Source organism: Muribaculum sp. NM65_B17, from assembly GCF_004793735.1.
GTDB lineage: Bacteria > Bacteroidota > Bacteroidia > Bacteroidales > Muribaculaceae > Muribaculum > Muribaculum gordoncarteri.
In genome coordinates, this window is record NZ_SRYY01000007.1 from 62,215 (window position 1) to 75,971 (window position 13,757).

The 13,757-nt window shown below is 49.4% G+C and carries 11 protein-coding genes; 1 reads left to right on the forward strand and 10 read right to left on the reverse strand.

The window, feature by feature from the left end; translation table 11 throughout:
- Window positions 1-75 precede the first annotated feature (75 nt).
- The 10 genes from E5354_RS10915 to efp form a co-directional block, all read right to left on the reverse strand.
- Window positions 76-477 (reverse strand): hypothetical protein, encoded by a 402-nt coding sequence (locus E5354_RS10915; RefSeq protein WP_135947486.1) that lies wholly within the window; start codon window positions 475-477, stop codon window positions 76-78.
- A 107-nt stretch (window positions 478-584) separates the two neighbouring features.
- The gene (locus tag E5354_RS10920; RefSeq protein ID WP_168353889.1) at window positions 585-2,399 is read right to left on the reverse strand and encodes an AAA family ATPase; all 1,815 of its coding nucleotides are present in this window, start codon (window positions 2,397-2,399) and stop codon (window positions 585-587) included.
- 562 nt (window positions 2,400-2,961) lie between these two features.
- Entirely contained in the window at window positions 2,962-3,906 is a 945-nt protein-coding gene (gene trxB / locus E5354_RS10925; RefSeq protein ID WP_135947488.1) for a thioredoxin-disulfide reductase, read from the reverse strand.
- A gap of 43 nt (window positions 3,907-3,949) precedes the next feature.
- Complete coding sequence (locus E5354_RS10930; protein WP_135947489.1) at window positions 3,950-4,567, reverse strand: LolA family protein; 618 nt, start codon at window positions 4,565-4,567, stop codon at window positions 3,950-3,952.
- A gap of 14 nt (window positions 4,568-4,581) precedes the next feature.
- Window positions 4,582-7,152: an FtsK/SpoIIIE family DNA translocase gene (locus tag E5354_RS10935; RefSeq protein ID WP_135947490.1), complete on the reverse strand. Its 2,571-nt coding sequence runs from the start codon at window positions 7,150-7,152 to the stop codon at window positions 4,582-4,584.
- Between the two features lie 148 nt (window positions 7,153-7,300).
- Window positions 7,301-7,945 (reverse strand): ribulose-phosphate 3-epimerase, encoded by a 645-nt coding sequence (rpe, locus tag E5354_RS10940; protein ID WP_123396962.1) that lies wholly within the window; start codon window positions 7,943-7,945, stop codon window positions 7,301-7,303.
- A 19-nt stretch (window positions 7,946-7,964) separates the two neighbouring features.
- A complete protein-coding gene (locus E5354_RS10945; protein WP_123397018.1) occupies window positions 7,965-8,609 on the reverse strand; it encodes a DedA family protein in 645 nt (214 codons plus the stop codon).
- Window positions 8,610-8,756: 147 nt separating this feature from the next.
- Window positions 8,757-9,338: a uracil-DNA glycosylase family protein gene (locus E5354_RS10950; protein WP_123397019.1), complete on the reverse strand. Its 582-nt coding sequence runs from the start codon at window positions 9,336-9,338 to the stop codon at window positions 8,757-8,759.
- A gap of 10 nt (window positions 9,339-9,348) precedes the next feature.
- Window positions 9,349-10,542, reverse strand: coding sequence for an FprA family A-type flavoprotein (locus E5354_RS10955; RefSeq protein ID WP_135947491.1), 1,194 nt, complete (start codon window positions 10,540-10,542; stop codon window positions 9,349-9,351).
- Between the two features lie 110 nt (window positions 10,543-10,652).
- Window positions 10,653-11,228, reverse strand: a complete 576-nt coding sequence (gene efp, locus E5354_RS10960; RefSeq protein WP_123396964.1) for an elongation factor P — start codon at window positions 11,226-11,228, stop codon at window positions 10,653-10,655.
- A gap of 274 nt (window positions 11,229-11,502) precedes the next feature.
- On the opposite strand from efp, the gene E5354_RS10965 reads away from it, so the two are divergent.
- Window positions 11,503-13,704, forward strand: a complete 2,202-nt coding sequence (locus E5354_RS10965) for a sodium-translocating pyrophosphatase (RefSeq protein WP_135947492.1) — start codon at window positions 11,503-11,505, stop codon at window positions 13,702-13,704.
- The last annotated feature ends 53 nt before the right edge of the window (window positions 13,705-13,757 follow it).

A 13,757-nucleotide genomic window follows, 5' to 3' on the forward strand; every position in this document is an offset into this window, starting at 1 on the left:
TTCATTGAATACACCGAAACATCGCAGGCGACCCTCCCCACCGAGGGCCGCCTGTCATGTTAAGGAGTGGGGGTGTCAGCAGCAGATGTAGTCGTTGGGGCCGTGGGTGCGTTTTATGCGGAAGCGGCAGCCTTCGTCGAGTAGACATTCGGTGATTTCCTTGAAGCAATCCCTCACATTATTGAGGCCGGGATTTATGATATCCCGCCATTCAGACATACATTCGGTAATAAAGCGTGGAAGCTGTGAGTAGGCAATGTTGTGCCTGCGGGCCATTATGCGGGCATCGTCGGTATTGACAATTGCTGCGGTCGAACAGTTGTAGGCCGGCTCTTCGTAGTCGAAGAAGTCGATGACAATGACGAGCTCGTCGGAAAAATTGAAACCGACAAGCAGGTCCATTACTATTGGCTGGTCCTCGTCGGAACTCATTATGTGGCCGACTCGGTATAGTGTATCGCTGATATGTTTGCTCATATAGATTAAATGTTAAAATCCCGGAATCGGTTTGGATTCCGGGATGGTGATTAATAGGGATGGTGATTAATAGGGATGGTGATGAATAGAGTGTGGATGGTTGATGATCAGATTGTGAAGCCGATGCGCTGACGGGATTCGGAGTGTCTGGCAGGTGTTGTGTCGCGACTTGGTATGTCGCAAGGCAGTATCTCGGTTAAAGTTTTACAATCGAAAGTTTCAGCTGAGGTCACTCTCCGGGCCATTGCAGGCAGAATGTCGGTCTGTATCATGTTGATTATGTAACGTGCATTGCCGAAGTTCTTGTCACGATGGAGGTGATCGATGTTGACTCGCTTGGCCAGTGCCGAACGTGCTTCGTCAGACAGGCTGTAATGATTGCTCGTCAAGTAGTTTTCGGCAATCTCCATCAACTCCTGCTCGGTGTAGTCGTCAAATACATAGATGTTGGAGTCGGGGATTCGTGACTTGAATCCCGGGTTCATGTTCAGCATTTTCATCATATTGTCGGGATAACCGGCAAGTATGAGCATCCAGTCACGGTTTGATTCGTCGGCGAGTGCTGTCATCAATGTTTCGATTACAAATTTTCCAGGGTCGCGGGGATCGTCGCCCTGATAGAGCTGATATGCCTCATCGATGAACAGAATGCCGCCTTGGGCCTCTTCGAGGGCTTTAAGTGTCTTTTCCGACTCGGAGTTGTAGTTTTGTCCAAGGAGCGTGGCACGTTCTTTTATCACGACATGTCCCCGGCTTAGCACTCCGGCGCGTCGCAGCATCTTGCCCATCAATTTGGCTACGGTGGTTTTTCCTGTACCGGGTGAGCCTAAAAACATGGCGTGAAGCGGAGCCTTTACATAAGGCAATCCGTTGTCGGCTCGCATCTTGTTAAAGCGGACAACGCGTTCATATAGCGCCAGTTTCTCTTTTACCGATTTTATGCCGGTGAGATGGTCGAGCGATACGAGCGGTTCCGATTTTTCTTCGTTTGTCGTGGTATCTTCGTTGTCATATTCGATGCTTTCTTCTACATCATCGGTTGAATTTTCAAGTTCTGAAGCAATGAATTTGTCGAGAACTTTATCAAAATCATCGTCATCAAATTCCGATTCTGGTTCATTTCGGTGGGGAAGATAATTGTCGATTCGCTTTATGGCAGCTTCGGGCGAATATTCATCCAATGGGATGATATACTCAGGGTCACATTTCCCTTTTATGTCGGTGCCGCTCATAGTGTCAAATACGAAACCGGCAATAGGTAGATTCATACATAAGAGTTCGGCATAGAAAACACCGTTAAAATCACCGAAAGTGGTAAAAGGGAACTCAACGCTCCAAATGTCATTGTTAAAATTCTCAAGTCCAAAGCAGCGCGGCTCCTTGAAGAATGTCTTAACATATTTGCCGTCAGGGTAGTGGAGCCTTAGTTCCAGCTCGGGCATGATTGTCGGGTGTATTGAGGGCGTTTTGGTGGTGAGATTGAATCTCAAATAGTAGTCGTGGTCGTCAATTGTGTTGAGCGACTTGTAGAGGTTGTCCTCCCATGCGGGATGCACGCCGCAGTCACATACATTGTAATACTGTCGTAATGGATAGTCATAAACATGGATGAACTCTTCGGCGAGTGTTTGCGATACATTTTCATCGCTTACCACGAGTTTATATGTGTGGCCTCCCTTTAGACCTGAGGATTCAGCGGGAAAATGAACAAAATCTTCTTTGAAGTCCTCTTTTGCTAAGTTGATTCTCTTCCGTAGGATGGCAGCTTGGCAGCGTGAGGTCATGTCTATCAATCTGAAAGAAACTTCACGGCGAGCACCTTTGTCGTAGCGGATGTTGCTGATTTCCACTTTCACGGCAATGCCTGCAAGGAATTCATGATTGATGAAATCGCGGCGATCGTCGTAATGGAATTTGTCCATGGATGACAAATCATTTACTTGATCCAAATAGTAATCACAAAATTGAATTTTATCTACTGATATAGGGGATTTTTTTGTCATATTTATACAGTTTTATAGGGAGAGCCGTTAAGCCCTCCGGGTTAATATTTCATTTTACTAATCTCAGCCGGAGGCCTTCCTCCGGATTTGTTACCAACATGTCAATGTACTCCCTGCTCCGAGCTGCTGAATAGGGATGCGTAAAGACACACCACAGGCTGTCGGGGCATTTCTGCGGTTGTAAAATGTTGGTGGGAAATAACTATGCACACCTCATCTCACTCCCCGGGGGGAGCGGCACCGCCGAACTTCTTGTTGTTGAGATGTAGATGCTTCATAGTTGAAAATGAAGTTATTAAACTGTAAGAATATGAGCTTATACCACAATGGGCTATTACCCAATTTGCTGCAAAAATAATGACGATTTTCCGATTATGCAACTTTTTAAGCAAAAAATGCAATTGGAGAAATATAAAAAATCCATGACTTCCTGATGGGGAGGTCATGGACTTTGCCGATATTTATTGATTGTTTTAGGTTGCTAAGATTGCGATTCCATTATGAAGCGCTCGGCATCGAGTGCGGCGCGACATCCGGTTCCGGCTGCCGATATTGCCTGCTGATAGTGCGGGTCGGCGACATCGCCGGCTGCAAATACTCCGGGCACGCTCGTTGCTGTTGAGCCGCCTGAGACCACTACATAACCTTGTGCATCGAGGTCGACCTGACCTTTGAATATCTCGGTGTTGGGATTGTGGCCGATTGCAAGGAAGAAACCGTCGATGTTTATGTCAAATTTACGCTCCTTGTCGGTGCCTACATGTTCTACCAGATGCGCTCCTTCGAGGAATTCCGAGCCAAACAGTCCCAATGTGTTGGTGTTAAAGAGAATTGTGATGTTGTCCTTATCCATCACTCGCTTCTGCATAACCTTTGATGCACGCAGATAGTCCTTACGCACAATCAGATATACCTTTTGAGCGAGATTGCTGAGATAGTAGGCTTCCTCACAGGCTGTATCGCCTCCGCCTACAACAGCCACAGTGCGTCCGCGATAGAAGAAGCCGTCGCATGTGGCACAGGCTGAAACGCCAAGACCTGAATAGCGTTGCTCGTCGGGCAGACCAAGATAACGAGCCGACGCTCCGGTTGCGATTATGACCGTGTCGGCAACTATAGTAGTGTTATCATCGGCGACAGCGGTGAATGGACGCTTGCTGAAGTCGACCTTGGTTATTATTCCCGGGCGAATGTCGGCTCCGAATCGTTCGGCTTGCTTGCGCAGGTCGTCCATGAGCTGTGCTCCCATTACACCTTCGGGATAGCCGGGAAAGTTCTCCACTTCCGATGTGGTGGTGAGCTGTCCGCCGGGCATTATTCCTTCATACAATATGGGAGAGATATTAGCTCGCGAGGCATAGATGGCGGCGGTGTATCCTGCCGGCCCCGAACCGATGATGAGGCATTTTGTTGACTCGTTACTCATGATTTAAATTGATTATGCGTTGTTAACTTTAATGTTCTGTGTCCTATCGGAGATCTATAATCTCGGCATCGGGATATTTGCTCTTGTCATACACAAATGTCGATGCCGGATAACTGATACCGGTTTTTACCGTCCCGACCTTTATCGATACCTGCGCTCCATTGTCGAGTGTCAATGCAATGTCGACCGGCATGTGGGTCGAGGCGTTGAACGTTATCGTGGCTTTCAGAATCTGTGTTCCCCGGCTGTTGACAGGCGTGAACTCGATTTTGCACGATGATGAGGTCGACGAAATCATTCTCGCCTTATAGCTGCTGCGGAATGAGTTGATTATTGCAAACGGGTTGATTTGCTGCAGCTCCTCGGCTGTCGGCTCGGTTACGTTTACTTCGCCGGTCGATGAGGAATAGGTCCATTGAGTGCGTCCGTCATACCATATCGACATTCCCGGAGTGGTTATCCTGAATTTGTCGCCGCTTATAACCGCTTCGCCTTTCACCGTATTTCCGTCCATTGTCATGCTGTAGGGTGCGGTTACCGATTTGGCATTCTTAAAGCTTTTAGCCGCCGAGGCTATTACCTCCTCGGGCGATGTTACGGGAACCGCCGCATTCAGTGAAACGGCTAAAATGAGGAGTATTGCAGTTATGAGTCGTGACATTGTAAAATTACGTTTTAAGCAGTTATTTCAAGCATTCTCTCGAGCTGCAATGAATCGACAAGAACCTGACGGGGCTTGGCTCCCGAAGCGGGGCCTACTATGCCGGCGGCCTCGAGCTGATCCATGATTTTGCCTGCTCGATTGTATCCTATAGAATAACGCCTTTGAAGCGAAGATGTTGAGGCGGTGCTTGAAGTAACGATAAATCTTGCCGCCTCTTCAAAAAGCGGATCGCGGTCGTTGACTGCTCCGAGGCTTGCTGAACCGTCGCTTTCAGGAACATAGTCGGGCAGGGGATAGGCGTTGGGATATCCTACCTGTTCGTCTATCGCATCGCATATAGCCTCCACCTCCTCGGTGCTGATGAACGCGCACTGCACACGCTCCATCTCGCCGTTGTGCGAGAATAGCATGTCGCCCTTTCCTATCAGCTGATTAGCTCCCGTGCGGTCGAGAATCGTGCGGCTGTCGACCATCTGCGAAACCCTGAACGCGATTCGTCCCGGGAAGTTGGCCTTGATGATACCAGTGATTACATTGGTCGACGGACGCTGTGTGGCAAGAATCATGTGCATACCCACGGCACGTGCTTTCTGGGCTATACGTGCTATAGGAGTTTCAACTTCCTTTCCTGCCATCATTATCAAGTCGCCAAACTCGTCGACCACGATAACGATGTAGGGGAGGTAGCGGTGTCCCTTCTCGGGGTTAAGGCGACGCTGGATGAACTTGTTGTTATACTCCTTTATTGTGCGCACGTTGGCATCCTTGAGCAATGCGTAACGATTGTCCATCTCCACACACAGGGAGTTGAGCGTGGCTACGACCTTCATCGGGTCGGTAATGATAGCTTCATTCTCGTCGGGGAGCTTGGCAAGATAGTGGCGCTCAAGCTTGCTGTAAAGGCTGAACTCGACCATTTTGGGGTCGACAAGCACAAATTTCAGCTCGGCCGGATGCTTCTTGTAAAGCAGCGATGCTATTATGGTGTTGAGGCCCACCGATTTTCCCTGTCCGGTGGCACCGGCTACAAGTACGTGTGGCATTTTGGTGAGGTCGGCTATGAATACATCCTTGGAGATTGTGGAGCCCATTGCCATTGGCAGCTCATAGTTGCACTCCTGGAACTTGCGTGATGATATTATCGAGCGTATAGGCACCATCTGAGGCTCCTTGTTGGGCACTTCGATACCTATTGTTCCCTTGCCCGGGATAGGTGCGATAATGCGTATTCCCAACGCGGCAAGGCTCAAGGCTATGTCGTCCTCAAGTCGCTTTATCTTGGCAATTCTTACACCCTCGGCAGGTACTATTTCATAAAGTGTAACGGTAGGCCCCACCGTAGCTTCGATATGCGAAATTGGTATGCTGTAGTTGGAAAGCGTTGAAGTGATGCGTTCCTTGTTCTCCTCCATTTCCTGCTGGTCGACACTGTTGGCTTTGACTTGAATGTTGTTGAGCAGCTCTATTGACGGGAAATGGTAGCGCGACAGTTCGGCCGTGGGGTCGTAGGTGTCGGTCGTTATCTCGTCGGCTTCTTCGATTTCGCCCTCATTTATGGTCATGCTCACATCTTCGTTGTTGTCGATAACCTTAGACTCGTCTTGAATGTCGTTTTTAGTTTCGTCGTCCAATGTGTCGTAGATGTCATCGTCGATTTCGGACTCGGTCATGTCGGTGTCGACGTGGTTGTCATCCACATTGTTATCGTTGGCATAATCCTCAAAGTCAAGTGTCTTGTTCTCAAGCTGTACCGATGATTCGCGCTGAGCCTCATTTCGGGAATTGTCGACTATCTCGGCCGACTCTTTCAGCGATTCTTCAACCTTTCGGCGTGATTCTTCAGCGGCGGCGCGTTCGGCTTCTACGCGTTTGCGGTGTTCGTCCACGCGCTTGCGATAGGCAACATAGAGGAGCCTCAGCTCATTAAGGTATATTGATGCGACAAGAGCCACAAGCAGGATGCTTACAAGTATTGCTCCGGTTACGCCTATGTGCGACATCAGGAATGTGTTGACCTCATAGCCGTGTATACCGCCCCAGAACACCCATGAATGCGCTTTATAGGTTACAAGTCCTGTGACGATTGAAACGGTAATCGCAACAATGAGCGATTTCATAGTCAGCGACCAGAATCCCACTTTGCCCTTATGCAGCAATCCCCATCCGAGGGCAAGGAAATAGTATATGATTACAAGTGCGCCTATTCCTATGCCATTGGATATTGCGCTTTGCGACAGGAATGCTCCTATGGGGCCTCCCGCATTGTTGATTTCATCGCCGCGTTGCGCCATTTCCGATATCGACAGATTAATTGTCGCGCTTTGGTCGTCGGCTCCGTGGGTGAAGTAGGAGAGAGTGACGATTATCAGGTAGGCGGCCCAGCATATTAGTGCTATGCCCACAAACAAGCGTGTACGCTTGTCATGGATAAATCGCGATATGGCGCCCGGTTTGGATTCCTTTTTAGCTGCGGCCTGGCGCGTCGTGTTGCGCTTGCGCGGTGCGGGTTGTGACGGCTCCTTGTACTCGCGGTCGAGTACATCGGGGTCGAAGTTGTCGGATAATATATTGTCTGATCTCATAAGTGCTTAATAACTAATAGTGAAGCTCTATAGCAAATAAAATTTTAAGCCGATGTTGTTAGTACAAAGTTACAACAACCTCGGCTCAAAAACAAAAAAACATGGAATGTGTTGCTTGAAAAATTTCAAATCGCAAGCCAGCAATATCTTAGAGGCTTTTCAATGTGTCGATGGCTTTCATCGGGTCGGGAGCCTTGAACACATAGCTGCCGGCGACGAGAATGTCGGCTCCCGCTTTCGACAGAGCGGCTCCTGTCATTTCGTTGACACCTCCGTCGACCTCTATCAGTGCATGCGAGCCGCTTGCCTCGATAAGTCGGCGCAGACGGCCGACCTTGTTCAGCGAGTTTTCGATGAATGCCTGTCCGCCGAATCCCGGATTGACCGACATAATGAGCACGAGGTCGAGTTCCGAAATGATGTCCTCAAGCATGAAAACAGGGGTGGCGGGATTTAATGTCACTCCGGCTTTCATTCCTGCCTCCTTGATTTCGTGCACCACGCGGTTGAGATGGGTGCAGGCCTCAAAGTGTACGTTCATGATTTCGGCTCCGCAGTCACGCACTTGCGATATGTACTTCTGCGGTTCTACGATCATCATGTGCACATCGAGCGGTTTTCGGGCGAGCCGTTGAATGGCTTTTATAACCGGGAAGCCTATAGAGATGTTAGGCACAAATACTCCGTCCATTACATCCACATGCAGATAATCGGCATTGCTTGAGTTAAGCATTTCAAAATCGGCTTGCAGATTGGCGAAATTGGCTGATAATAATGATGGTGCTACGAGCATGGCTTTAGATATTGATTGCTTACAATTGTTGGTCGTTGCTTCGTGGATGAGGCTTGAATGCGTTCCACAGGATGAAGAGCACGCACACAACTCCTATGCCGAGGCCTATGTAGGTGAGGTATTCGTTGTACTCCTCTACTTTGGCATATAGCTGTTCTTGCGGTACTATCTTGCCGAGCCAATAACCGAGCGCGGCAAGGATGCAGTTCCACACAAGGGCTCCGAGTCCGGTGAATATCACGAATTTGCCGATGTTCATTCGGGCAAGTCCGGCCGGAATTGATATCAACTGTCTGACAGCGGGTATCAGTCGGCCTATGAATGTCGACACAGCTCCGTGATTGTCGAAATACTCTTCGGCGTGACGCACTTTCTCCTCGTTGATGAGGCATGCGTGACCAAATCGGCTATTTGCGAATTTGTACACTATCGGGCGTCCTATCCACAATGAAAGATAGTAGTTGATCAACGCTCCCACTATGGCTCCCGCTGTGGCTAGCAGTATCACCGAGATGAGGTTTACATCGCCTTTGGTGCAGGCGAGATATGCTGCCGGCGGAACAATTACTTCCGAGGGGAAGGGAATGAAGGAGCTTTCGATGACCATGAATGCGAACACAAGAAGGTACACAGTCATTGCATCGGCCGTGAGAAATTTCATCATTATCTCGGCCGGGTCAAAAAGCGCAAAAAGTGGAATCAGGTCAAGCATATATATATATATATCAAGTTATACTTTATCAGGTGTATTGAAACAAAGTTCAAAATTAGTAAATAAATCAATTAAACAGCCGGGATTGGCGATAAAACATCACAAAATCCCTATTTCGCGAAACATGTCGGCATAATAGGCCGCTTTCTTCTCGATGGCGAGCGGATAGGCCCTTGATGTCGACGGCATCCTGAATATCTTCACTTCGCGTCCGTCGCCAAGTGTTGCTGTTACATATTCTCCGATTTTCGGCGACACGGTGCCGGTAATCGAAGCAAGAGTTTCGCCTGCTTTCTCGCCTGTGGTGGCGAGGGCATGGCAATGGGGCATACGCGTCAGCAGCTCCATCAGCGGCACCGGCTCCACTATCTCCAGATACTTGTCGGAGGCATTGTCCTTAAGACGGCGCACCTTATGCCCGGTGTCGTTCAGGGCTATGCCCTTTGCGTTGAGGAACTTTTTTATCAGTCCGAGCCTGAAAGTGCGCGCCGCCGCGTCGTAGAAGTATTCCTTGTCGTCATGGAATATTAGTCCCATGATTCGCCAAAAGTCGTTGATGCGGTTAGGGTAGTAGAACTCCATCGACCATCTTTCGCTTTTGGGCGGGAAGGTGCCCATTATCAGCAGGCGTGCGTCATCGGGCACGTAGGGCTCAAACGGATGAATTTCGACCGGTATCATCGTCATTGCGTTACGACAACAGCTGTGATGCCACGCTGTCGGCAAGGGCGGCACAGTCGGCCAATGTTTTGGCGCTCGGAGCTTGCTTGGCTTCTACCGATACCATGTCGGGGGTGAGCATCTTAGCCTCTTCAAGCACGCTGTTTATGCGCTTTACTGCCTGCGGAGCCCATGTGTAGGAGCCGAATGTGGCTACGACGCGGTTCTTTAGTTCGCGTGTCTTGATCGCCTGCATCACGCTTTCTATCGGCGGATAGAGAGTGTTGGAATAGGTGGGTGCTCCTATTATGAGTCCTTTGTAGCGGAATATGTCGCTCAATATGTAGGAGAGGTGGGAGTAGGATGCGTTGTGGACGCGTATGTTCTTGATGCCCTTTTCGGCAAGGCGCGACGCTATCGCTTCGGCCATCTCCTCGGTGTTGCCGTACATTGAGCCGTAAACTATCACTACGCCTGTTTCGGCTTCATATCGGCTCAGCTTATCGTAAATGCCGCCAATTCTCTTCACTTCATCGTGCCACACGGGGCCGTGGGTCGAGCAGATGTAGTCGATTTTCAAGTCCTTGAGCTTGGCAAGTGCTTTTTGCACAAACACTCCGTATTTGCCCACGATGTTGGAGTAATAGCGGTACATTTCAGGGATGTAGTACTCAACATCGGTTTCGCTGTCGATTACACCGCCGTTGATTGCGCCGAAACATCCGAATCCATCGCCTGAAAAGAGCACGTTGCGCTCGTTTACGTAGGTCATCATGGTTTCGGGCCAGTGCACCATGGGGGTGAGTTTGAATGTCAGTGTCAATCCGCCAAGGTCGATTGTGTCATTGTCGGCCACCTTGAGCAGATTGTCCTCGATGCCGTAAAAACCTTTCACCATTTCAAGGGTCTTTGCATTGCCCACTATGGTCATTTCAGGGAAGAAGCTGCGCAGCACTTTTATGGAGCCTGAGTGGTCGGGTTCCATGTGGTTGATCACCAGATAGTCGGGTGTTTCGGTGCCGGCTATCTCCCTGATGTTGGTGAGAAGTTTGTCGCATTCGCTTATCTCCACACCGTCGATGAGGGCCGTTTTTGACGAGCCTTTTACTATGTAAGAGTTATAGCTCACTCCTGCAGGAAGGGGCCAAAGGGCTTCAAATCGGTGGGTGGTTCGGTCGTTTACCCCAACGTATGATATGCCGTCGGTTATGTTTCTGATGTTCATGAATTGTTTTGATGTGTTAAATGTTAATATTAGCAGATATGAGCAAAGCCGCTTTATCCTGTTATTGGATTAGGCGGCTTGAAATGTGATAAGGTTGGTTGGTGATTCGTTTATGATTTTGCGCGTTCTACACGTTCTACGTATGAACCGTCGCGAGTGTCGATGCGCACTTTGTCGCCGGTTTCACAGAACAGGGGCACGCGTACTTCGGCGCCGGTTTCCACTGTTGCGGGCTTAAGCGTGTTGGTTGCTGTGTCACCCTTTATTCCGGGCTCGGTATAGGTGATTTCAAGCACTACGCTGGTGGGCATCTCGCAAGTGAGGATTGTGTCGGAAGCAGCATGAACCATGGCCTCGCATATATCACCTTCTTTAAGGAACTGAACACCGTCGATGCTTTCGCCGGGGATTGCTACTTGTTCAAATGTTTCGGTGTGCATGAAGTTGTAGCCCATGTCATCCTTATATAGATATTGGTAGGGACGACGCTCGATGCGTACTTCATCAACCTTTACGCCCGAGTTCCAAGTCTTGTCAAGGATGCGGCCGGTCTTGACATTCTTGAGCTTGGTGCGCACGAAAGCCGGACCCTTGCCGGGTTTTACATGAAGAAACTCTACGATGAAGAAGTAGTTGCCGTCGATGTCGAGGCACATTCCGTTTTTAAAATCTGCAGTTGTTGCCATAAAGTGATTTATATCGATATTTTTGATTGTTAAAATTTTGCTTGGATTTCAAGCCTTTAGCGAGTCATCCGCGAATTTTGCTGCAAAGATACTAAAAGTAAGGGCATTATACCCAATATTTCTTGAATTTTTTTACGATTGTCGGCTTAAAAATGGAAGAAACGGCGTGTTTTGTGTAGTTTTTTCTCAATATTTTCCGATTCTACATTTAGTTTTGCGTCACATTTATTATTAACTTTGTAACTCACATTTCTTAACCAAAAATTTAGTAACAATGGAACAAGTATTATTTTGGATTGTGCCGATTTCGTCGTTGCTTGCTTTGCTTCTTGCATGGCACTTCTACCGTCAGATGATGGGAGAGAGCGAAGGCACTCCTTTGATGCAGAAAATTGCATCCCATGTGCGTAAGGGTGCGATGTCTTATCTTAAACAACAGTACAAGATTGTGGGCATGGTGTTCCTGTGCCTTGTTATCCTGTTCTCAATTATGGCCTATGGATTCAACTTGCAGAATCAATGGGTGCCGGTGGCATTCCTTACCGGAGGTTTCTTCTCGGGACTTTCGGGATTCCTGGGAATGAAGACGGCTACTCAGGCTTCGGCCCGCACTGCCAATGCCGCTCGCAATTCATTGAACAGCGGATTGCGTGTCGCTTTCCGAAGCGGAGCTGTGATGGGACTTGTTGTCGTGGGTCTTGGATTGCTCGACATTTCGTTCTGGTATCTCGTTCTTGACTATTTCGTGCCTAACGACCCGGCGACTCCTACCGCCAAGCTGTGCATGATTACCACCACGATGCTTACCTTCGGAATGGGTGCCAGCACGCAGGCGCTGTTTGCTCGTGTGGGCGGAGGTATATACACAAAGGCTGCCGATGTCGGTGCCGACCTTGTGGGCAAGGTTGAGGCAGGAATTCCCGAAGACGACCCCCGAAATCCCGCTACTATTGCCGACAATGTGGGTGACAATGTGGGAGATGTGGCCGGTATGGGCGCTGACCTTTATGAGTCATATTGCGGCTCGATTCTTGCAACCGCCGCTCTCGGTGCCGCCGCTTATATGACTTCGGGCGATGTCGACATGCAGTTTAAGGCCGTGGTAGCCCCCATGTTGATTGCCGCAGTGGGCATCATCTTGTCAATCATCGGTATATTCTCGGTTAAGACCAAGGAAAACGCCAAGATGAAGGACTTGCTCAACTCGCTCTCATTCGGAACCAACCTCAGCTCGGTGCTCATTGTCGGCGCTACATTCTTGATTCTGTGGCTTCTCCAGATTGACAACTGGCTTAATATCGCCATTGCTGTTTTGATCGGTCTGCTGGTGGGTATAGTTATTGGCCGTTCCACCGAATACTATACATCGCAGTCCTATGCTCCCACTCGCCGTTTGTCGGAGAGTGGAACTACCGGTCCGGCCACCGTTATTATATCGGGTATCGGTCTTGGTATGGTCTCAACAGCAGTTCCTGTGTTGGCAGTGGTTGTAGGTATTATCCTTTCTTACTGGCTCGCATCGGGATATGACCTGACAAATGTGAGCATGGGCCTTTACGGTATCGGCATCGCCGCTGTGGGAATGCTCTCGACTCTCGGTATAACTCTTGCCACTGACGCTTACGGTCCTATTGCCGACAATGCCGGAGGTAACGCCGAAATGAGCGGTCTTGGTGAAGAGGTTCGCCGTCGCACCGATGCTCTCGACTCGCTCGGCAACACCACCGCAGCTACAGGAAAGGGCTTCGCGATCGGTTCGGCAGCTCTTACCGGTCTTGCTCTCTTGGCCTCATATATAGAGGAAATCCGCATCGGATTGTCACGACTCGGACAGACAGCTCTTAATCTCGGCGACTTGACAAAGCCCATCCATGAGGCTTCGTTTACCGACTTCATGAACTATTACGATGTAAACCTCATGAATCCTAAGGTGCTTTCAGGTATGTTTATCGGCAGCATGATGGCATTCCTCTTCTGCGGTCTTACGATGAATGCCGTGGGACGCGCCGCCGCTCACATGGTTGAGGAGGTTCGCCGTCAGTTCCGTGAAATAAAGGGTATACTTACAGGTGACGCAGAACCCGACTACGCTCGTTGCGTACAGATTTCGACCAAGGGTGCGCAGCGTGAGATGGTGTTCCCGTCGTTGCTTGCGATTATTGCTCCCATCGTAACCGGTATAATCTTCGGAGTCCCCGGTGTTATCGGTCTGCTTGTCGGCGGTCTGTCGTCGGGATTCGTACTCGCTATATTCATGGCCAACGCAGGCGGTGCCTGGGATAACGCCAAGAAGTATGTCGAGGAAGGCAACTTCGGAGGAAAGGGTAGCGAGGTACACAAGGCCACTGTAGTGGGTGACACTGTCGGTGACCCCTTTAAGGATACATCCGGTCCCAGCCTTAATATCCTTATCAAGCTCATGTCGATGGTGGCTATCGTGATGGCCGGATTGACTGTCAGCTGGAGCCTCTTATGATGATGTTTCAAGCTAATTGATATGTGGGTCGGCAGCCTTTGGTTGCCGACTCT

Excerpts from the sequence above, each read along its gene's own strand:
- E5354_RS10915 (WP_135947486.1), bottom strand. The coding sequence starts at position 477 with ATGAGCAAACATATCAGCGATACACTATACCGAGTCGGCCACATAATG.
- E5354_RS10920 (WP_168353889.1), bottom strand. The coding sequence starts at position 2,399 with ATGGACAAATTCCATTACGACGATCGCCGCGATTTCATCAATCATGAA.
- trxB (WP_135947488.1), bottom strand. The coding sequence starts at position 3,906 with ATGAGTAACGAGTCAACAAAATGCCTCATCATCGGTTCGGGGCCGGCA.
- E5354_RS10930 (WP_135947489.1), bottom strand. The coding sequence starts at position 4,567 with ATGTCACGACTCATAACTGCAATACTCCTCATTTTAGCCGTTTCACTG.
- E5354_RS10935 (WP_135947490.1), bottom strand. The coding sequence starts at position 7,152 with ATGAGATCAGACAATATATTATCCGACAACTTCGACCCCGATGTACTC.
- rpe (WP_123396962.1), bottom strand. The coding sequence starts at position 7,945 with ATGCTCGTAGCACCATCATTATTATCAGCCAATTTCGCCAATCTGCAA.
- E5354_RS10945 (WP_123397018.1), bottom strand. The coding sequence starts at position 8,609 with ATGATGAAATTTCTCACGGCCGATGCAATGACTGTGTACCTTCTTGTG.
- E5354_RS10950 (WP_123397019.1), bottom strand. The coding sequence starts at position 9,338 with ATGATACCGGTCGAAATTCATCCGTTTGAGCCCTACGTGCCCGATGAC.
- E5354_RS10955 (WP_135947491.1), bottom strand. The coding sequence starts at position 10,542 with ATGAACATCAGAAACATAACCGACGGCATATCATACGTTGGGGTAAAC.
- efp (WP_123396964.1), bottom strand. The coding sequence starts at position 11,228 with ATGGCAACAACTGCAGATTTTAAAAACGGAATGTGCCTCGACATCGAC.
- E5354_RS10965 (WP_135947492.1), top strand. The coding sequence starts at position 11,503 with ATGGAACAAGTATTATTTTGGATTGTGCCGATTTCGTCGTTGCTTGCT.